Annotated in this window: 19 protein-coding genes; 9 read left to right on the top strand and 10 right to left on the bottom strand. The window is 71.6% G+C overall.

What is annotated here, in order from left to right; translation table 11 throughout:
- Window positions 1-67: 67 nt before the first annotated feature.
- Window positions 68-976 carry an SAM-dependent methyltransferase gene (locus ACQPZG_RS19325; protein WP_433546980.1) on the bottom strand — a complete coding sequence of 303 codons (909 nt, stop codon included), beginning with the start codon at window positions 974-976 and terminating at the stop codon, window positions 68-70.
- Window positions 973-2,220: an FAD-dependent oxidoreductase gene (locus ACQPZG_RS19330; protein ID WP_433546981.1), complete on the bottom strand. Its 1,248-nt coding sequence runs from the start codon at window positions 2,218-2,220 to the stop codon at window positions 973-975. The genes ACQPZG_RS19325 and ACQPZG_RS19330 overlap by 4 nt, the downstream gene beginning before the upstream one ends.
- A 276-nt stretch (window positions 2,221-2,496) precedes the next feature.
- Between ACQPZG_RS19330 and ACQPZG_RS19335 the strand changes: the two genes are divergently transcribed.
- From ACQPZG_RS19335 to ACQPZG_RS19365, 7 genes are all read left to right on the top strand, one after another.
- Complete coding sequence (locus ACQPZG_RS19335; protein WP_433546982.1) at window positions 2,497-2,904, top strand: SchA/CurD-like domain-containing protein; 408 nt, start codon at window positions 2,497-2,499, stop codon at window positions 2,902-2,904.
- Window positions 2,901-3,698 carry an SDR family NAD(P)-dependent oxidoreductase gene (locus tag ACQPZG_RS19340; protein WP_433546983.1) on the top strand — a complete coding sequence of 266 codons (798 nt, stop codon included), beginning with the start codon at window positions 2,901-2,903 and terminating at the stop codon, window positions 3,696-3,698. The genes ACQPZG_RS19335 and ACQPZG_RS19340 overlap by 4 nt, the downstream gene beginning before the upstream one ends.
- Window positions 3,695-4,033 carry an antibiotic biosynthesis monooxygenase family protein gene (locus ACQPZG_RS19345; RefSeq protein ID WP_433546984.1) on the top strand — a complete coding sequence of 113 codons (339 nt, stop codon included), beginning with the start codon at window positions 3,695-3,697 and terminating at the stop codon, window positions 4,031-4,033. Before ACQPZG_RS19340 ends, ACQPZG_RS19345 begins: the two co-directional genes overlap by 4 nt.
- The gene (locus tag ACQPZG_RS19350; protein ID WP_433546985.1) at window positions 4,030-4,281 is read left to right on the top strand and encodes an acyl carrier protein; all 252 of its coding nucleotides are present in this window, start codon (window positions 4,030-4,032) and stop codon (window positions 4,279-4,281) included. The genes ACQPZG_RS19345 and ACQPZG_RS19350 overlap by 4 nt, the downstream gene beginning before the upstream one ends.
- A gap of 175 nt (window positions 4,282-4,456) precedes the next feature.
- Window positions 4,457-5,359: a cupin domain-containing protein gene (locus tag ACQPZG_RS19355; protein ID WP_433546986.1), complete on the top strand. Its 903-nt coding sequence runs from the start codon at window positions 4,457-4,459 to the stop codon at window positions 5,357-5,359.
- Window positions 5,356-6,669: a beta-ketoacyl-[acyl-carrier-protein] synthase family protein gene (locus tag ACQPZG_RS19360; protein WP_433546987.1), complete on the top strand. Its 1,314-nt coding sequence runs from the start codon at window positions 5,356-5,358 to the stop codon at window positions 6,667-6,669. Before ACQPZG_RS19355 ends, ACQPZG_RS19360 begins: the two co-directional genes overlap by 4 nt.
- The gene (locus ACQPZG_RS19365; RefSeq protein WP_433546988.1) at window positions 6,666-7,913 is read left to right on the top strand and encodes a beta-ketoacyl synthase N-terminal-like domain-containing protein; all 1,248 of its coding nucleotides are present in this window, start codon (window positions 6,666-6,668) and stop codon (window positions 7,911-7,913) included. Before ACQPZG_RS19360 ends, ACQPZG_RS19365 begins: the two co-directional genes overlap by 4 nt.
- 131 nt (window positions 7,914-8,044) lie before the next feature.
- Here ACQPZG_RS19365 and ACQPZG_RS19370 read toward each other — a convergent pair whose 3' ends face one another.
- From ACQPZG_RS19370 to ACQPZG_RS19385, 4 genes are all read right to left on the bottom strand, one after another.
- Window positions 8,045-8,938: an ABC transporter permease gene (locus ACQPZG_RS19370; RefSeq protein WP_433546989.1), complete on the bottom strand. Its 894-nt coding sequence runs from the start codon at window positions 8,936-8,938 to the stop codon at window positions 8,045-8,047.
- Window positions 8,935-11,553 carry an alpha/beta fold hydrolase gene (locus ACQPZG_RS19375; protein WP_433546990.1) on the bottom strand — a complete coding sequence of 873 codons (2,619 nt, stop codon included), beginning with the start codon at window positions 11,551-11,553 and terminating at the stop codon, window positions 8,935-8,937. The genes ACQPZG_RS19370 and ACQPZG_RS19375 overlap by 4 nt, the downstream gene beginning before the upstream one ends.
- Window positions 11,554-11,702: 149 nt before the next feature.
- Window positions 11,703-13,208, bottom strand: a complete 1,506-nt coding sequence (locus ACQPZG_RS19380; RefSeq protein WP_433546991.1) for a sensor histidine kinase — start codon at window positions 13,206-13,208, stop codon at window positions 11,703-11,705.
- Window positions 13,205-13,909 (bottom strand): response regulator transcription factor, encoded by a 705-nt coding sequence (locus ACQPZG_RS19385; RefSeq protein ID WP_433546992.1) that lies wholly within the window; start codon window positions 13,907-13,909, stop codon window positions 13,205-13,207. The genes ACQPZG_RS19380 and ACQPZG_RS19385 overlap by 4 nt, the downstream gene beginning before the upstream one ends.
- A 110-nt stretch (window positions 13,910-14,019) precedes the next feature.
- Here ACQPZG_RS19385 and ACQPZG_RS19390 point away from each other — a divergent pair, with 110 nt between their 5' ends.
- Window positions 14,020-16,287 (top strand): MMPL family transporter, encoded by a 2,268-nt coding sequence (locus tag ACQPZG_RS19390; protein WP_433546993.1) that lies wholly within the window; start codon window positions 14,020-14,022, stop codon window positions 16,285-16,287.
- A 42-nt stretch (window positions 16,288-16,329) separates the two neighbouring features.
- Here ACQPZG_RS19390 and ACQPZG_RS19395 read toward each other — a convergent pair whose 3' ends face one another.
- The 4 genes from ACQPZG_RS19395 to ACQPZG_RS19410 form a co-directional block, all read right to left on the bottom strand.
- Window positions 16,330-16,668 (bottom strand): TcmI family type II polyketide cyclase, encoded by a 339-nt coding sequence (locus tag ACQPZG_RS19395; RefSeq protein ID WP_433546994.1) that lies wholly within the window; start codon window positions 16,666-16,668, stop codon window positions 16,330-16,332.
- 129 nt (window positions 16,669-16,797) lie between these two features.
- Window positions 16,798-17,457, bottom strand: a complete 660-nt coding sequence (locus tag ACQPZG_RS19400; RefSeq protein WP_433546995.1) for a response regulator — start codon at window positions 17,455-17,457, stop codon at window positions 16,798-16,800.
- 55 nt (window positions 17,458-17,512) lie between these two features.
- Entirely contained in the window at window positions 17,513-18,202 is a 690-nt protein-coding gene (locus ACQPZG_RS19405; protein ID WP_433546996.1) for a sensor histidine kinase, read from the bottom strand.
- A gap of 391 nt (window positions 18,203-18,593) precedes the next feature.
- Window positions 18,594-18,860: a hypothetical protein gene (locus ACQPZG_RS19410; protein ID WP_433546997.1), complete on the bottom strand. Its 267-nt coding sequence runs from the start codon at window positions 18,858-18,860 to the stop codon at window positions 18,594-18,596.
- A gap of 170 nt (window positions 18,861-19,030) precedes the next feature.
- Here ACQPZG_RS19410 and ACQPZG_RS19415 point away from each other — a divergent pair, with 170 nt between their 5' ends.
- The gene (locus ACQPZG_RS19415; protein ID WP_185029282.1) at window positions 19,031-19,414 is read left to right on the top strand and encodes a cold-shock protein; all 384 of its coding nucleotides are present in this window, start codon (window positions 19,031-19,033) and stop codon (window positions 19,412-19,414) included.
- Window positions 19,415-19,419: the final 5 nt, after the last annotated feature.

The following is a 19,419-nucleotide window of genomic DNA, read 5'->3' on the forward strand; positions in this document are numbered from 1 at the left end:
GGGCGACCCGGGCGGGGTCGGTTTCCTGGAAGGGGCGGACTGCCGTACGGGCCGACCGCCCGCTTGATCAGGCGGCCGGCTTGCGGACCGAGTCGACCAGCCACATCCGGGCGTCGCCGACCTGCCGGGGGTCGGTGAGCTCGGGGACCGGACGGCCGTGCCGGGCGGCCAGCTCGGTCTGCGGGGTTACCCGCGCCGTCCATCCGTGCCCGTCCAGCCAGGCCTGCGGGTTCTCCAGGGTGGCGTGCCAGGACGCGCCGACCTTGCGCAGCCGCTCGTGCACGGTGCGCAGTGGGGGCAGATCGGTGTACGCCTTGTTGACGTGTTCCAGGGCGAGCCTGCTGCCTGGCGCGGAAAGCGCGCCGATGCGCTCCACGAGCAGGTCGTTGTCAGCGGGTTCCAGGTACATCATCAGACCCTCCACCAGCCAGGCGGTCGGTTGCCCGGGGTCGAACCCGGCGGCGGTCAGCGTGGTGGGCCAGTCGTCGCGCAGATCCGCCCGCACCGCGGTCCGCTCGCAGGCCGGGCGGGCGCCCTGGACGCCCAGCACCGCATCCTTGAAGGCGCTCAACCCTGGCAGGTCGATCTCGAACAGCCGGAAGCCCTCCGGCCATTCGAGGCGGTAGGCCCTCGTGTCGAGCCCGGCCGCCAGGACCACCGCCTGACGGCAGCCCTCCCCCGCGGCCACTCGGAACCAGTCGTCGAAGAAGCGGGTGCGAAGCACGAAGTGGCCCTGGTTGAGGCGGCCCGCCTCGGTGACCTGGATCCAGCCGACCGCGTCGACGAAGGCTTGCGCGTACGGATCGGCGAACAGCCTGTCCGCACGGGCGTCCTCGGTGGCGCGGGCCTGGGCGATGATCACCGCCGTCCGGCTGACACCGCTGGTGGGACGGGCCTCGGAGGCGGCGGGCGCAATGGGGTGGAGTGGGGCGGACGCGGCGGGCTGCCGCGTCGGGCGGGAAGGGGCGCGGGTCATGGGCGGGCGTCCTCCGGGATCAGGTCAGTGTCCATGGTGAGTCGGTACGTCGCCCGGTAGACAGGGCGGTCGAAGGCCAGCCGCATGAAGGCGTCGCGCAGCAGGCACACCGTCGGGTTCTGCCAGCGGCTAAGTATCGCGTTGGCACGGGAGCGGCGGGCGATGCGGCGGGTACGGGCGATGCGCACGCGTTCGTACGAGGCCAGGGCGGCGGCCGGGTCGGCCAGGGCGGCATGTCCGGCCGGAGCTGCGGAAGCCAGACTCTGGGCAAGGACCACGGCCCCCTCGATCGCCTGGTTGGCGCCCTGGCCCAGGTTGAAGGTCACCGGCTGCGCGGCGTCGCCGACGAGGGTGACGCGCTCGGTGCTCCAGCGCGGTACCGGGTCCCGGTCGAAGATGTCCACGGGCTGCACGACGTCTTCGGGGGTCGCTTCGATCAGCGCCGGTACGGGGTCCGGCCAGTCGCCGAACTCCCTCAGCAGCGCCTCCCGTACGCCCAGACCCAAAGCGCTCGCACCGAGTCCGATCCGGTGGGCGACCCGGTCGCTGAGCACCGCGTCCCAGTACACGCAGGTGTCGTCGACCCGGTAGTGGACGAACCAGGTGCCCTCGCCGAAGGTGTTGACGAATACCCCCGGCGGCACCCGCTGCGGCGGAAGTTCGACCACGCCCTGACAGGCCGTCATGCCTGCGTACCGGGGCGGCGGTTCGTATGGCATGAGCTGCCGCCGTACGGTGGAACGCAGACCGTCCGCACCGATCAGTAGCGGCGTGCGCACCTCGCGGCCGTCCTCGAAGCGCACGCGCACGCCGTCGGCAGACTCGGTGAAGTCCGTGCAGCGCGCGCCCAGCCGGAGGTCGTCGCCGACGAGTTCGCTGAGCATGCGGTGCAGGGCCGGGCGGGACACCGTATACGCCGGGGCGTTGTGACGGCGGGCTCCGTCCGCGATGGACCAGTCGGCAAGGGCACCGGAGCGCCGAGAGCGGAACCGGTAGTGGAGCAGTTCCGTGCCCACCCCCTCCAGGTGTTTCTCCAGACCTGCGGCGCGCAGCGCGAGAACGGCGTTGTGCCAGATCACCAGCCCGTTGCCGGAGGCGGCGGTGCGCAGGGCGGGGGCCCGTTCGTAGGCCTTGGCGGGGATGCCAGCGGTACGCAGGGCCAGCACGGTGGTGAGCCCGGCGATGCCGCCGCCCAGGACGACCGCCTCGTCGGCCTCGCTGCCGTCACGGTGGGGGTCGGTCATCGCTGCTCCTTTCGCTTCGGGGTGGTGGCCGACGCTAGGCCCGGGGCCCGGTCGCGGTCTTCCCGCGCGAGGACGAACCCGTCGCCACCCGCACGGAGGAGAGACCGGTCCGGCCGGGGGAGGAGGTGTCGCCTCCGGGGGAGAACTCCTCCCCGGTGAGGAGAACGGATCTCGCCCGGTGGCTGGAAGACCCGCGCGGCGGTGGCCCGGCACATTGGCGGCAGCCGGCCCGTCGCCGGCCGTACTCCTCGACACCCCTCGACGAGAGGTTCCGCCATGCAGCGATTCGCGATCAGTTTCCAGGTGAAGCCGGGCACCGAGCAGGTGGTCAAGGACCTGCTCACTGACTACTCGCCGCCGGAATGGACCACCCCCGACGGGGCCCGTCTGCTGGGCACCTCGATCTTCATGAAGGACGGCCTGGTCGTTCGCATGATGGAGATAGACGGCAACCTGCCCCGGGTAATGGCGCACCTGGCCCGGCAGCCCGCCATCCAGGAACTGGAGCGCAAGCTCGACGAGTTCCTGGTCGAGCCGCGTGACCTGTCCACCCCGGCAGGCGCACGTGCCTTCTTCCAGAAGGCGATGATGGAACACGTCACCACCCGCGTCGCGCACTTCGACGACGTACGTTCCGGCGACGTGCACCCCGATGGCGCGGCCGCACAGGAGCGGACCGCGTGAGCTCCCCGCGCACCCTTCTGGTCACCGGCGCCACCGGTCGGCTGGGCGAGGCCACCGTTCGGGCGCTCGCCGAGCGCGGCGACCGGCTGATGCTCACCGGACGCGACGGCGGCAGGCTCGACGAGTTGGCGGCCCGCGTGACGCCGGGCGAGGGCCGGCTCGCCGTTCTGGCACTGGACGCGACCCGTCCGGACGGGGCCCAGCACGCTGCCGCCGAGGCGGTACGGCGGTTCGGCCGACTGGACGGGCTGGTGCATCTGGTCGGCAGCTTCGGCGTCGGACCGGTGATGCTCACCGACGTCACCGCGTACGAGGACCTGCTCCGGGCCAACTTCCTGTCCGCGGTGGTCGCCACCCAGGCGGTCCTGCCGCACCTCGGCGAGGGCGGTCGGCTCGTCTATTTCGGCACCCCGCTGGCCGACGAACCGCTGGCCGCGATGTCGGCGTACGCGGCGAGCAAGGCGGCCCTGGTGGCATGGATGAGGTCCATGGGGCACGAGGTGAAGAAGCGCGGCATCCACGCCAATGCGATCTCGCTGACCCTCGTGGAGACTCCGCAACTGCGCAAGGAGATGCCGCACGTCGACCCCTCCCTCACTGTCGAAGCCGATCTCGTGGGCCGCGCAGTGCGCTTCCTCACCGGGGACGACTCGGAGGGGATGTACGGCAGCGTGGTGCCTGTGGTCGGGAAGTTCGGCTTCACGTCCGCACTGACCGGAGGCCCGCCGCCGGACGTCGGCGGCCCCGGAGGACCCGGAGCGGGCGGCCCGGGAGCCGAAAGGCCCGGCCGGTGAGCGCGCCGGAGGCGCGCGTGGTCTTCCTGATCCGGGTGCCCGAGGCCCGGCGGCGGGACTTCCTCGACGCGTACGAACGGATCCGCTTCCTGGTCGCCGGAGGTGTGCCCGGCCACGTACAGGACCAGGTCTGCCAGTCGGCCACCGATCCCGAGCAGTGGCTGATCACCAGCGAGTGGCAGACACTCGCCGACTTCGAGGCGTGGGAAGCCACTCAGGACCACCGGAACCTGGTGAAACCCATGCGGGACTGCTTCACCGAGGCGCGTTCGCTGCGCTTCGTCATTCGTCATTCGACCCGGGCCACGGCCCGTACCCAGGAGGCGACGTCATGACCGTGCCCACCGACATCCGCATCGAACTCACCGTCATGCTCACTGGCGTGGGCCTCGACGCCGCCCTCGGCGAGAGCGCGTACGGCACAACCTTCGAGGCCCTCGGCCTGGACTCGCTGGCCCGCGTCGAGCTTGCCAGCCGCATCAAGTCCCACTACGGAATCGATATCGAGGACGAGATCACGCCGGAGAGCACCCCCGCCGACGTCGAGCGCCTCGTCGGGGGCCGCCTGGCCGCGACGGTCTGAGTACCGCCCTGCATCGCGCCCGCGGTGCCCCGCAGGCCCCGTCCGCGGTTCGTCCCGCGGGCCCGCAGCGCGACGCCATCCCGCAGACCCCGCAGCACCGCGCGCAACAACGCCCCGCGCAGCGCGCTTCGCACCGCCGCACCTCGTACAAGACCACCGAGACAAGGGCTACGTCATGATCGGTCACACCGACAACTCCATCGACATACAAGCGCCCGTCGGATTCGTCTGGGACCGGACGAACGACCTGGGCAGCTGGCCGGAGCTGTTCTCCGAGTACGCGAGCATCGACATCCTCGACGAGACCTCCTCGTCCTCCACTTTCCGGCTGACCATGCACCCCGACGAGCAGGGCCGGGTGTGGTCCTGGGTCTCCGAACGGCACTGGGACAAGGCCGCCCTGGTGGTGAAGGCCCGCAGGGTGGAGACCGGGCCGTTCGAGTTCATGAACATCACGTGGACATACGAGGCACTGGCCGCCGACCACACCCGGATGCGCTGGGTGCAGGACTTCCGGATGAAGCCGGACGCCCCGGTGGACACGGCGAGGATGACGGACCGTATCAACTCCAACAGCGCCGTGCAGATGCGGCGCATCAAGGAGAGGGTCGAGCGGGCCCGGCAGAACGTGGTGAGGATGGCCGATGTGCCCTCGAACACCAAGCGCGGCGGCGACTTGCGCACCTTGCTCGCGCCGTCGAACGCGGGCACCTCCGCCGGGTTTTGCGGCGCGGTCCGGCTGGCTCCCGGCGAGAGGGTCTCCGAGCACTACCACCCGTACTCCGAGGAGTACCTGTTCGTCGCGGCCGGTGAGTTGCGGGTCGACCTGGACGGCGTGCCGGTCACCGTGTGCGCCGAGGAGGCGCTGCACATCCCGCGCAACGTCCGCCACCGGCTGACCTGCACCGGGGACGAGAAGGCACTGGTCGTCTTCCAGATCGGGCCGCTCGCCCCGGAACCGCACCTGGGTCACGTGGACACCGAGCCCTACCCGGAGCCGGCTGCCGAGGGTGCCGCCGATCCCGCGTCCGCCGCCGTGACCACGGGTGCCGGATCCGAGCCGGTGGCTGCCCGATGACTGCGCCGCGCATCCGGCCCCGCCGCGCCGTCGTCACCGGCATCGGGGTGATCGCCCCCGGCGGCTCGGGCCGCGAGGAGTTCTGGCAGCGCATCACCGGCGGCAAGCCCGCGATCCGGACGATCAGCTGCTTCGACCCGGAGCCGTTCCGCTCGCGGATTGCTGCCGAGGCCGACTTCGATCCCGTACGGCACGGGCTCACCCCCCGGGAGATCCGGCGTACGGACAGGTTCGCCCAGTTCGCGCTGGCCTCGGCGGCAGAGGCCGTCGAGGACTCCGGCCTCGACCTGTCCGCCGCCGACACGGACACCGAGCGGATCGGCGTCAGCCTCGGCTCGGCGGTCGGCGCCTCCATCACGCTGGAGGAGGAGTACGTCGTCGCCAGCGACCACGGTCGCGAGTGGGAGGTGGACGCCGGGCACCTGATGCCCTTCCAGTACCAGGCGCTCGTCCCCTCCAGCGCCGCCGCCGAACTGGCCGTACGGTTCGGTGCGCAGGGCCCGGCAGCGGTGATCTCCACCGGTTGCACCTCGGGCATCGACGCCATCGGGCACGCGCTGCGGCTGATCGAGGACGACGAGGCCGACATGATGATCGCAGGGGCGTCCGACGCCCCCATCACGCCGATCACCGTGGCCTGCTTCGACGCCATCCGGGCCACCAGTCCACTCAACGACGCCCCCGAATTGGCCTCCCGCCCCTTCGACGCCGACCGCAAGGGCTTCGTGCTGGGCGAGGGATGCGCGGTGCTGATCCTGGAGGAACTGGAGCACGCGCGGGCCAGGGGAGCCCGGATCTACTGCGAGGCCACCGGATACGCGGCCCGCGCCAACGGCTTCCACATGACCGGGCTGCGCCCCGACGGGCTCGAACTCGGCGAAGCGATCAAGGACGTGATGAACCAGGCCGGGCTGAACACCGAGGACCTCGGGTACATCAGCGCGCACGGCTCCGGTACCCGGCAGAACGACCGGCACGAGACCGCCGCGTACAAGAGGGCACTTGGCGAGGAGGTGCGGCAGGTGCCGATCAGCTCCATCAAGTCGGTCATCGGCCACTCGCTCGGGGCGATCGGCTCGATCGAGATGGCCGCCTGCGCGCTGGCCATCGACCGGGGCGTGGTGCCGCCGACCGCGAACCTGCACATCCCGGACCCCGAGTGCGATCTCGACTACACGCCGGTGACGGCCAGGGAGACGACCGTGCGGCACGCGCTGTCGGTGGGCAGTGGCTTCGGCGGCTTCCAGTCGGCGATGGTGTTCTCGGCGCTGCCGGGCTCCACGCACTCGGACGGAGGCCGGGCGGCATGAGCGCACGGCGCGGTGTGATCACCGGGATCGGCGTCGTCGCGCCCACCGGTACGGGGGTGCGCACGCACTGGGAGAGCACCCTGCAACGGATCGGCCGGATCGTCCCGATCGAATCCTTCGACACCACGGGCCTGCCCTCGTCGCTGGCGGGTCAGGTCACAGGGTTCGACGAGAGCGCGCACGTCGACAGCAAACTGAGGGTGCAGACCGACCGGTGGACATGGCTGGCGCTCGCGGCCGGCCGGCTTGCCCTGGACGACGCGGAGCTGGACCCGGCCCGGTACGACCCGTTCGACCTGTCGGTGGTGACCGCGAGCTCCTCCGGCGGCAACGTCTTCGGCCAGCGGGAGATCCACAACTTGTGGAAGGAAGGTCCGCAGGCGGTCACCGCCTACCAGTCGATCGGCTGGTTCTACGCGGCCAGCAGCGGGCAACTCTCCATCCGTGACCAGCTCAAGGGTGCCTGCGGGGTGCTCGTCGCGGACGGCGCGGGCTCTCTCGACGCGCTCGCCCAGGCCCGCCGACTCATCGGCCGCGGCACCAAGGCGGTGCTCGTCGGCGGTACGGAGGCCCCGCTGTCCCCGTACGCGATGGCCTGCCAGGCAGGACGTGACACGCTCAGCGGCGACAAGGACCCGGCGACCGCCTACCGTCCGTTCGCGGCGGACGCACCTGGGCACGTGCTGGGCGAGGGCGGGGCGCTCGTGGTGCTGGAGGACGCCGAGTGGGCGGCCCGCCGGGGAGCGCCCGCCCCGTACGCCGACGTGCTCGGCACTGCCGCCACCCACGACGCACACCACCCGACCCGCCTGGCCGCCGACCACCGGCAGCTGGCCCGCGCGGTCCGCGAGGCGGTCCGGCGCGCCGGACTGACGCCGGACGACATCGATGCGGTCTTCGCGGACGCGGCGGGCGACCAGGCCGCCGACCGGCACGAGTGTGCGGCACTGGTCGAGGTCTTCGGCCGGCGCGGCGTGCCGGTCGCGGTCCCCAAGACGGCCACCGGCAGGCTCAATTCGGGCGGCGCCGCCCTCGACCTGTCCTGGGCGGCACTGGCGCTGGCGCACGACACGCTGCCGCCCTCGGTCAATTTGACGGCACGCGCCGACGACGAACTCGACGTGGTGACAGAGACCCGGGAGCGGGCCGGGCTGCGCGCCGTGCTGGTGGTGGCCAGGGGAGCGGGCGGCTTCAACTCGGCCGCCGTCCTCGGGCTTCCGGCGGAGGGACGGCGCACGGTCTGAGCGGTGCGAGCAGTGCGGGAGGGCCCGTGGGGCGTACGGCGAGAGACTGTCGTGCGGCCCACGGGCCTGTACCCGTACCGGGGTCTCGCCCGCGGGCCTTTGCCCTTGCGGGAGTTCTCAGGCCGTGAGGGTCAGGACACCACGTCCTTGCGGGCGAACCCCCGGAAGGCCAGCGCCAGGAACACCACCGTGTACGTCCCGGACAGCGCCAGTCCCTGGACCATCGCCGACCATTCGACTTCCGGGCGCAGCGCGTCCAGCCACGCGTACTGCCAGTGCGTCGGCAGGAAGTCCCGCACGCCGCCGAGCGCGGTCACCGCGTCCAGGATCGAGGAGACGACGGTCAGCCCGACCGCGCCACCGACCGCCCCGAGCGGTGCGTCCGTCACCGTGGAAAGCCAGAACCCGAGTGTGCCGACCGACAGCAGGCTGCCGTACACGTAGCCGGTGACCAGGGCCATCCGCCACAGCACCTCGGAGTCCGGCATGGTGCCGCCGCCCGGCAGCCGTACGCCGCTCCAGCCGTAGGCGGCGGCGCCGACGGCCAGGGCGACGGCGGCCAGCAGCAGCACGGTCGCCACACCGTAGACGAGCGCCACCACGAGCTTGCTGAACAGCAGCCGGGTGCGCGGCACGGGCGAGGCCAGCAGATAGCGCAGCGAGGACCAGCCCGCCTCCGAGGCCACGGTGTCGCCGCAGTACAGGGCGATCACCACGGGCAGCAGGAAGCTGACGGAGACGAAGAGCACGAATGCCGCGAAGTTCGCCCCGGACTCCGTCGCCACGCTCACCAGGGCCGGACTGCCGCCGTCCGGATCGCTCGGCGAGCCGCCGATCGCGAACGCGAGCAGCAGGAGCAGCGGCAGCGCGGCCACCAGGGCGAGCGTCACCAGGGTGCGCCGACGGCGGAATTGACGCAGCGCCTCGACCCGCAGGGGGAGGGTGGCGCGAGGCCGGAAGCCGGGAGCGGGCGCGGTCTCCGGAAGGCCGGTGGCTTTCGGCGCGGAAGGTGTCGTCGATGTCATCGGTTCTCTCCTCCGGTCAGGGTCAGGAACGCGTCCTCCAGATGGCCGCCGTCGCCGGCGATCTCGCCGACCGGGCCCGCGACGACCAATTCGCCACGGTCCATCACCACCAGGTGCGTGCAACACTGTTCGACCTCGGCGAGCAGGTGGCTGGAGACGACGACGGTGCGGCCGGTGGCGGCGTACCGGATGAGCACATCGCGCATCTCGCGGATCTGACCCGGGTCGAGACCGTTGGTCGGCTCGTCCAGCACCAGCAGGTCGGGCAGGCCGAGCATGGCCTGGGCGAGTGCGAGCCGTTGCCGCATGCCCTGCGAGTAGGTGCGCAACCGCCGGTCGAGCGCCTCACCGAGCGCGGCGACGTCGAGCGCCCGGTCGGTGTGCGCGTCGGCGGCGGGGCGGCCCGTGGCCCGCCAGTACAGGTCAAGGTTCTGCCGCCCGGTGAGGTGCGGCAGGAAGCCGGGCCCCTCGACGAACGAGCCGAGCCGGGACAGCACCGGAGCGCCCGGTCGCACCGGATGCCCGAAGATCCGCAACTCGCCGGAGTCGGGCCGCACCAGCCCCATCAGCATGCGCAGGGTGGTGGTCTTGCCCGCCCCGTTCGGGCCGAGCAGCCCCAGCACCTGGCCGCGCTCCACGGTGAACGACAGGCCCCGCACGGCCGGCCGGCCGCCGCCGCCCGGATATGCCTTGCCCAGGCCCTCGATCCGCAGCGGTACGTCGGCGAGCGCCGGGTCGGGTGCGGGCGTGGTCCCGAAGCGCCGCCGTCCGGTCACCAGCAGCACTACGGCCGCACCGAGCGCCACGAGCGGCAGCATCCAGGTCCAGGCGGGCACCGTGCCGGTTGTGCCGGGGGTCAGCGCGGCGACCGTGGGGACGGTCAGGGCTGCTGCCCGTACCCGGTGCACGGCGGGTGCGGCGGGGGAGGCGTACTGGAGGTCGGTGCTCGACACCACGACCCGCATCCGGTGCCCGGCCGCGAAGAGGTGGTCGACGGCGGGCAGCGCCAGGCGTACGGTGCTGCCGCTCGGCACCCGCACGGGAGCGACGAGTTGACCGGGCAGAGTCTGCCGGCCGTCGGGGGCGACGTCGTAGAGCTTGACGAACAGGACGGCGGGGGCGGGCGCGCGGCCGTCCGTGCGCACGGTCAGGTCCACCGAGGGCGCACCGGTGACGTGCAGCGGGGACTTCAGCGGCGTCCCTGTGAAGGCGATGTCCTGCCCCACGTGACCGTGGCCGCCGGCACCCCGCGGGCCGCCCGGGCCGCCGGTTCCCGCAGGTCCGCTCTGGCCGGAGGCCAGTTGGGCCAGCGCGCCGAGTCCCGGCAGCCCGGTGACGGTGGGCGGGCTGCCTCCCGCGGGGTTGATCAGGACGCGCTCGGAGCCATCACCGAGCGTGGTCCCGGTGCCGAACCCAGGGACGTGGCCCGGGGCGTTCCGCGCCCCGGAACCCGGGCTGGGCGTACCCGGCCGCCCCTGCCGTTCCTCGTTCACGAAGGTCATGCTCACCCGCTCAGTACCCTCCAGCCCGGGGTAGCGGGCGGTGCTCGCTCCGTGCAGTTCACGGTCGGCGCCGGGGCCCGCCGCGGTGGCACTGCGGCTCACCCGGAAGCCGGGCCCCCCGGAACCCGCATCCGTGTGTGCGCTCGCACCCTTGCCGGAAGCCCCGTCCGCGCCGCCCCTGAGGTGTGCGTCGAACCACGCCGCCGTACGGTCCGCGATCCGCGCGTCCTCGGTGTCGCCACCGTCGTGACCGCCCGCGATCCAGTCGACCGCGACCGAAGCGCCGTTCTTCGCGACCGCCGAGGCGGCGGCGTCCGCCTGGGCGAGCGGGAACAGTGAATCCCCCTGCCCCTGCACCAGGAGCGTCGGTACGGAGATGTGCTCCCCGTAGGCCGCTGGGCTGACCTTCCGCAGCAGCTCGCGGGTGCCGTCGTCCGCCCGGCCGGTCACCGCTGAGCGCCGGAACGCCTCGCACACCTCGGCGGTGAAACGCCCGCACAGTGGGTTGTGAGGGTCGGTCAGCCCCTGACCGAAGAAGACCCCGGCCCACATCTTCTTGAATACTCCTCGCGGGAACAGAGACTGCTCCAGGTCCCAGTACGTGAGCGAGGGGACCAGCGCATCGATCCGCCGGTCCGCCGCAGCCGCCAGCAGCGACACCGCGCCGCCGTACGAACCGCCCGCCATGCCGACGACCGGGTCGCGCGTGCCCTGGAGCAGCACTTCGGGCCGGGCCGCCAGCCAGTCCAGCAAATGGCCGGTGTCGGCCACCTCGCCGTCCGGCGCGTTCAGCCCGATCCGGCCGCCGGAAGCGCCGAACCCCCGCGCCGAGTAGGTGAGTACGGCGTATCCGGCTCGCGCGAGCCGCTCGGCGCGGTCCCGCTCGCTGTCTTTCGTACCGCCGAAACCGTGCGCGAGGACGACGGCCGGTCGCTTGCCGCCGCCGTCGGTCCGGTAGTACGAGGAGTCCAGTCGGACTCCGCCCGCACCGGTCAGCACGTGGTCCTGCCGCTGTACCGGGACCGGTCCCTCATCGGCGACGAGAGTCCAGGTCGTGGCGGAGGCCGCGCAGAGCAGGACAGCGAACACGAGAACCCAACGGGTCCGTGACATGCGCCACTTGTCAGGAAGTGCGGATGTCGAAAAGGGCATGACTGATCAACCACCTTTCGTCTGAGGGAGGTCAGGGGCGCCCGGCGCAGGGGCGTTCAGGGGGATTCAGGACCAGCGGACCATGGGAGAGCCGCGGAACGGGAGCAGAGTCAGTGGGCCACCGGCAGCCGCACCCGGAACGTCGCCCCCTCACCCGGTGCCGCATCGACCTCCACCGTCCCGCCGTGCGCTTCGACGACCGCCGCGACGATGGCGAGCCCGAGGCCCGAGCCCTCCTCGCGCGCGCCCTCGGGGCGTCCGGCCCTGGTGCGCGAGGGATCGGCGCGGAAGAAGCGCTCGAAAACCCGCGTCGCCTCCTGCGCGGTCAGTCCCGGGCCCCGGTCGGCGACCTCGACCACCGCCCGGTCGCCGTCCTGCCGTACCCGTACCCACGCGTCGGTGCCCGTCGGCGTGTGGTGGCGGACGTTGGACAGCAGGTTGGCCAGAACCTGCCGCAGCCGGTCGGCGTCGCCCAGGACGACCACGGCACCGTCCGCCGTCTCCAGCAGCAGGGGGTGACCCGGGGCGCGCACCCGGGCGTCGTCGACGGCCTCGGCGGCCAGCGCCGTCAGGTCGACCGGGTCCCGGGACAGCGGCGTTCCCCGGTCGAGCTTGGCCAGGACGAGCAGTTCCTCCACCAGTGAGCCCATCCGCCGGGCCTCCGACTCGATCCGGGACATCGCGTTGGCCAGGTCCTCCGGGCGCTCGGCGGCGCCCCGCCGGAACAGTTCCGCGTAGCCGCGCACGGTGGCCACCGGGGTGCGCAGCTCGTGCGAGGCGTCGGCGACGAAGCGGCGCAGCCGGTCCTCGGAGCGCTGCCGTTCCAGGGACGCCGACTCGATCCGGCCGAGCATCGCGTTCAGCGCCGCGCCCAGCCTGCCGACCTCGGTGCGCGGCCCGGCGGCCGGGATCCGGCGGGCCAGGTCGCCCTCACCGATGGCCGCCGCGGTGTCGGCGATCGACTCCAGGGGCCGCAGCCCGCGCCGTACCGCACGCCACGACAGCAGGGCCACGGCCAGCAGTGCCAACACCGCCGAGGTGCCCGCGACGACGGCGGTCCGCCGGACGAGTTCGTCCGCGCCGTCGGTGCGCATGCCGACCAGCAGGATGCCGTCCGGCAGCCGGGAGGCGTGCAGCAGCCAGTCGACGTCGTCGTCGGCGCTGTCCGGCACCCGGTCGAAGACGCCCCCTGCCGGAGAGCCCCCGTCGCGATCACCGGCGGTGGGCTCCCGGGGCCGGAGCGCGGCGGGCAGGGTGGCCGGCAGCTCGGGGTGGGTGTCGGCGGCCGAAGTCTGCTCCACCCGCCCGTCCTCGGTCCGGATCTGGAAGAACGAGGGGAGGTCGCCCTGCTCGGCGACGGCGTCCCAGACGGCGGCCAGCTGGCCCGCGCCGCCCCGGCCGATCGTCAGTTGGGCAGCCGGGCCGTCCCCGGCCCTCTTCGCGTCCCCGCTCACCGCCAGGTCGTCCCGCAGCCGCTGGGACGCCGCGGCCAGCACCTCGTCGCTCTGGTCCTGCCGCCAGTCCTGGAGCGCGCCGAAGGTCGCCCCGACGGACATCAGCATCCCGAGGGCGAGCAGTCCCACCAACACCAGCACCAGTCGGGCACGCAGGGTCATGGCTGCTCCCCCACGCCCTGGACCCGCAGCACGTACCCGATCCTGGGCACCGTCTGGATCAGCGCCGGCTCGTAGGCGTCGATCTTCCGGCGCAGGTAGGAGATGTACGTCTGGACCACCGCATCGCTTCCCCCGAAGTCGTACTCCCAGACGTGGTCCAGGATCTGACGCTTCGACAGCACCCGGCCGGCGTGCGCCACCAGATAGCGCAGCAGCTTGAACTCGGTGGGTGTGAGGTCCACCGGCACTCCGTGCCTGCGCACCTGGTGGGCCTCGTCGTCGATCTCCAGGTCGGCGAAGGTCAGCCTGCCGCGCTCCTGCGGCTGCGCGGTGCGCCGCAGTACCGCGCGGATCCTGGCGATCAGTTCCTCCAGGCTGAAGGGCTTCGTCACGTAGTCGTCGCCGCCGACGGTCAGCCCGGCGATCTTGTCCTCGGTGGCGTCGCGGGCCGTCAGGAAGACCACCGGCGCCCCGTATCCCGAGTGCCGCAGCCGGCGGGTGGCGTCGATGCCCGAGCCGTCGGGGAGCATCACGTCCATCACGATGAGGTCCGGACGGAAGGCTTCCACCTGGCGGGCGGCCTCCCCGCCGGTGCCCGCCGTGGCCGCCTCGAAGCCCTCGTAGCGCAGAGCGGTGGCGACGAGGTCGGCCAGGTAACTCTCGTCGTCGACGACCAGGACACGCAGCTTCGTTGGGTTCACGCACCAAGTGTTGCCCGGGAACGCCGAGTTCGGAGGGGTGTCCCGGCATTCACAGAGATCTCTCAGAGCGCTCCCCGAGGCACCGAAGAACTCTCTGCTGATCTGAGTGCATGGACACACTCTGCGACTTCGTCCTCGGACGGAAACGACTCGTACGGCTGCTCGTCGCCGTGCTGCTGCTGGCCGGCGGCGGCGCGGTCGCCCTGCTGATCCCGAACATGGACGAGCGCAACGCCTACCCCGGACTGCCGGGGTACGAGGCCAACCAGAAGATCGCCCAGACCTACGGGAACGGCGGCTACGAGCGCCCGTTCGTGCCCGTCGTCACCCTCCCCGAGGGGCAGCGCGCCGACGCCGCCGATACGACAGCAGCCCTCGGCCGGGCCTTCGACGCCGCCGCGGCGGAGGTCGGCGCGCGAGTCGCCTCGTACGCCCACACCAAGGATCCCGCGTTCGTCGGCAAGGACGGCCGCATCACCTTCGGTCTGGTCTACGGCGGCCCCGTCGAGCAGGGCGGCCTGCCGGGCAGCGCGCTCGGTGAAGCCCCCGTGCTCGGCCCGGTGATTGCCGACGCCATGCGCCCGGAACTGCCGCCGGGCTCCGACATCCAGGTCACCGGGCTCGACGCGCTGGCCACTGGCGAGGACGCGGGCGGCCTGAACGTGCCGGTGAAGCTGGTCGTCACGATCGGGGCGGCGATCGTGGTGCTGCTGTACGTGTTCCGCTCCGCGCTCGCCTTCGTACCGCTGCTGACGGCGCTGGTCGCGGTACCGGTGTCGTTTTTGGGGCTGCTCGCGGTGAGCCCGTTCATCGCGGTGCACGAGACGACCGTGATCATGCTGCCGCTGTTCGGGGTGGGCATCGCGATCGACTACGCGCTGATCCTGGTGACCCGCTGGCGGGAGGAGGAGGCCAAGGGGCATCACGGCGACGACGCGGTGCGCCGCGCCATGGCGACCTCCGGGCACGCGATCGTGTTCTCGGCGGGCGCGGTGGCGATCGGACTCGTCACCATGGTGCTGCTGCCGATTCCGCTGCTCCGCAGCCTGGGCATCGGCGGGATGATGGTCACCGCCGCGAGCGCCCTGGTCTCGCTGACCCTGCTGCCGCTCCTGCTCTCCTCGGCCGGACGCCGACTGGCGCGCCGCAAGGAGGCCGGGCGGCCGGTGCGCGCCGGGCTCGCCAGGGAGGCATCGGCGGGACGGTTCTGGACCGGGGTGGCCCGCAGGGTGGTGCGCTTCCGGTGGCTGACGGCGGCGCTGAGCGGGGCGGCGCTGCTGGCTCTGTCATTCGCCGCGACGGGACTGAACCTGTCCGTGCCGACCACCGACCGGCTTGCCGAGGCGGGACCCGGCAGGGGCGGGCTGACCGCGCTCACCGACGGCGGGATCCCGTCGGGTGTCCTCACGTCGTTCGACGTGTTCGTGCCCGCCGGCGCCGACCCGGCACGGGTCGCCGACACCCTCCGCGGCACCGAGGGGGTGTACGCGGTCGCCGCACCCGGGAGCGCGGAGTGGCACAAGGACGGCTCGACCCTGCTCACCGTGCTGCCGCGCGACGAAGGCGGCGCACCGGCGGGCGAGGACACCGTCACCCGGGTCGTCGAGCGGGTGCCCGACGGGGTGCTGGTCGGCGGGAACGTCACCCAGCAGATCGACTACGTCGACGTCACCTACAGCGCGTTCCCGTGGATGTTGGCCGCGCTGTCCCTGGTCACGTACGTGATGCTGGCGCGCGCCTTCCGCTCGCTGCTGCTGCCGCTCAAGGCGATCCTGCTCAACCTGCTGTCCCTGGGCGCGGTGCTCGGAGCGATGGTCGTGCTGTGGCAGTGGGGCTGGGGTACCGAGGCCCTGCTCGGCATCCGGCCGGACGGCTCCATCGGCACGTTCGTACCGGTGACGATCTTCGCGTTCCTGTACGGGCTGTCCATGGACTACGAGGTGTTCATTCTGGCCCGGATGCGCGAGGAGTACGACCGTACCGGGTCCACCCGGGCCGCGGTGATCAACGGCGTCGGCCGCACCGGACGGCTCGTGACCTGCGCCGCCCTGATCCTTTTCTGCTCCTTCGCCTCGATGGCCTCCGGCGGCGAACTCGACGTCTCCATCTTCGCGTCGGGCATCGCGCTGGGCATCCTGCTGGACGCCACCCTGGTGCGAGGACTGCTGGTGCCGGCGGCGGTCGCGATGATGGGCAAGTGGAACTGGTGGCTCCCGGCCCCGGCCGCCCGGTTGCTGCGGGTGGCGCCGTCACCGTTGCGGGAGGAGTCGGACTGGGACGAGGACGACGAGGACACGGACCGCGAAGCGCACCCGGACGGGCCGCGTACCGGTTCCCCGCAGGGACCGGCCGCCGTGCCCCTCGGGGAACGTCTGTGAGGTCCGGGGTCCCGGAGCGGCGGGAGACGGACGGCGTTTCGGTCAGCTCCCGGCGGGCCGGGACCACCGGTAGAAGGATGCCGCGGTGGCGTCCGCCGGGCTCCGCCAGGTCGCCGGGTCGTACGGTGCGACGAACGGTTCGAGGTCGGCGCACAGCGCCCGGAAGTCCTTTCGCGCCCGGGCCTCCGCCATCGCCCGGTCCGCAGGCCCTTCGAACTCCACGAGGTGGAAGTACAGGTCGTCCCGGTAGTGGAACAGCTCCCGGTGCGCCACCCCGAGAGCGGCAGGCAGCTCTCCGGCATCCGACGCCGCGAAGAGGGCGGCGACCTTCTCGGCCGCGTCCGGCGACATGCGCGCCACTATCAGGATCCGCTCGTTCATTCTCTTCTCCTGTGTTCTCGGCGCCGACGAATTGGGCGCGGAGTCAGAATAGAAAAGGAACGGAACTCTGTCTTCCCCCCGAAATAGGAACTGCCTCTCCCCCGCGCGGGGGAGGAGCCTGGGATTCCGTTAAAGCAGTCCGTTCTCGTATGCGTAAATGACCAGCTGTACTCGGTCCCGTACGTTCAGTTTCCGGTAGAGGTGCTGCACATGCGATTTTATGGTGCTTTCGCCGAGGGTGAGTTTTTCCGCTATCTCGGCGTTTCCGTAGCCCTGGACCAGCAACCGGAACACGTCCAGCTCGCGTCCGGTGAGCGTGCGCAGTTCCTTGGTGTCCCCGGAGGGCAGGGCGGGTCGCCGGACGAACTCGCGGATCAGCTGCCGGGTGGCCGACGAGGAGAGCAGCGCCCCGCCGTCGGCGACCTCACGCACCGCGTCGGCGAGCTGCCGGGGCGCCACGTCCTTGGTCAGGAATCCGCTGGCGCCCGCCCTGAGTGCGTCGAAGACGTTCTCGTCCTGGTCGTACATGGTAAGGATGACGACCTTGGGGGCGCCGTCGGCGCGGGTGCCGGAGCAGATGCGCTGGGTCGCCTCCAGGCCTCCCATTCGAGGCATGTTCACATCCATCAGGACGACGTCCGCGGCCGTCCGGCGCAGCCGTTCCAGCGCCTCGGCACCATGCGACGCCTCGCCAACGACGGCGATGTCGTCGAGCGGGGCGAACACTGCGTGCAGTCCCTGGCGGACCAGCGGCTGGTCGTCGACGATCAGTACCCGGATCGGTCTCATCTGCACTCCCGCGCTCCAGCGTTCCGGTGGCCGAGCGTTCTGGTGGCTCAGCGTTCTAGTGGCTGAGCGCCGGCTCGGTGCGGACCCGCGCTCCCGGCCTGCCGGGCAGGATGGCGGTGACACGCACCCCGCCGCCCCCGGGCAGTTCCCGGTAGTCGAGGGTGCCGCCCAGCTCTGCCGCCCGCCGACGCATGCCGGGCAGCCCCAGACCGCTGCTGGGTAGGACGACGGGGGAGCCGAACGGGGTTCCGTGATCGGGAACGACGCTGCCGGGCAGCGATGGGCGGCCGCGGTCGGTGATGCTCACTTCGAGCAGCTCGCCGAAACGGACCCGGACGTCGATCGGCCCCCCGCCGTGCTTGACGGCATTGCCGACGCTTTCCTGGACGATTCTGAGCGCCGCGTGCCGGGTGGAGGGCGGAAGCTCCGCCTCCGCTTCCATGTGGTCCAGGTTCATCGTGAGGTCGATGCCGGGGAGGTCGGCGGCCAGGTCCAGGGCCTGGACGGACAGCAGCGGGGCGGGCGCGGCCCGGCCCTCGGTGCGCGGTAGACAGCCCAGGGCCTTCCGGACGTCGCGCTGGGCCTCCACGGCGAGTTCCTCGATGGCTCGTACGGCGGTTGCCGACATCGGTGTCTGAGCGGCCAGATGCCGTGCGTGCAGGACGATGGCCAGCATGTGGTGGCCTGCGCCGTCATGGATTTCCCGGGCTATCCTGCGCCGTTCGCGCAACCGCTCCTGAGCCACCGCTTTTTCCAGGGTACGGCGTCTGGATGTTCCGTAAAGCAATGAACCGAGGGCCAGTGAGACTGAGACCAGCTCCAGGAGGAACACCTCCCGCGCTGATGTCAATAAGTTAAGAAAACCACTCACTGTTCGCTCCCCCCGGGGTCCCAGCTTCACACTTTCGAGTGACCTTAGCAGGACTCCATGGAAAGTAGGAGGAGAATCCAGGGCGAACCCTGAGTAACTCGTGGGAGAAACAAATTTAGGGTTGCACATTATGTAATTCGCGGTTCGCGGACGACAGGAGGTGCTTAGCGCGTCACACACCGCAGTCGTGTGCGGTCGAACGAGCCGCCCAGGGAGCGCGTCGTCGTCGGCAAAGGTGCAAACGATCTCCCGGCGCGGTGTCAGGTCAGGCGCCCCGGGCCGCGCGGCGTTGGGCGGCGATGGACTGGAGGACGCCCGCCGCCGCGATCGCGAACCCGACGCCCATCAGCATGCACACCGCGTACGCCACCGGCGGGAACGGATCCGTCTTCAGGAACAGCGGGGCGACCGTCACGAGCGTGGCGAGGGCGCCGACGAGGAAGACGATGCCGCCGATGCGCACCAGGCGGTCACCGGGGCCGTCCTGCGCGCCGTCGGTCACGGTCTCGTCCGTCTTGGTTTCGTAGCTCACCCGGCAAGGGTAGTTCCCTGCCCTGATGAGGAAGCATCCGGCGGCTCTTGTCAGTACGTCCCAGAGCATTAGCCTGGGGAGTGGCGGGTCACTGACGACCCGCTTGAGTGCTATCCGGAGCCGTTTTCGCGGCTTTCCGGACCCGACGAGTACGAGGACGAGGACAGACGGTGCCTACCGGCAAGGTCAAGTGGTTCAACGGCGAAAAGGGCTTCGGTTTCCTCTCGCGCGACGACGGCGGCGACGTCTTCGTGCACTCCTCGGTGCTCCCGGCCGGTGTCGAGAGCCTGAAGCCTGGCCAGCGTGTGGAGTTCGGCGTCGTCGCCGGTCAGCGCGGTGACCAGGCGCTGTCGGTCACGGTCCTGGACCCGGCCCCGTCGGTCGCCGCCGCCCAGCGCCGCAAGCCCGACGAGCTCGCCTCCATCGTCCAGGACCTGACGACGCTCCTGGAGAACATCACCCCGCAGCTTGAGCGCGGCCGCTACCCCGACAAGGCGGCGGGCGCGAAGATCGCGGGCCTGCTGCGTGCGGTGGCCGACCAGTTGGACGTGTAGCCGCC

This window comes from Streptomyces sp. CA-294286, assembly GCF_050947155.1.
GTDB lineage: Bacteria > Actinomycetota > Actinomycetes > Streptomycetales > Streptomycetaceae > Streptomyces.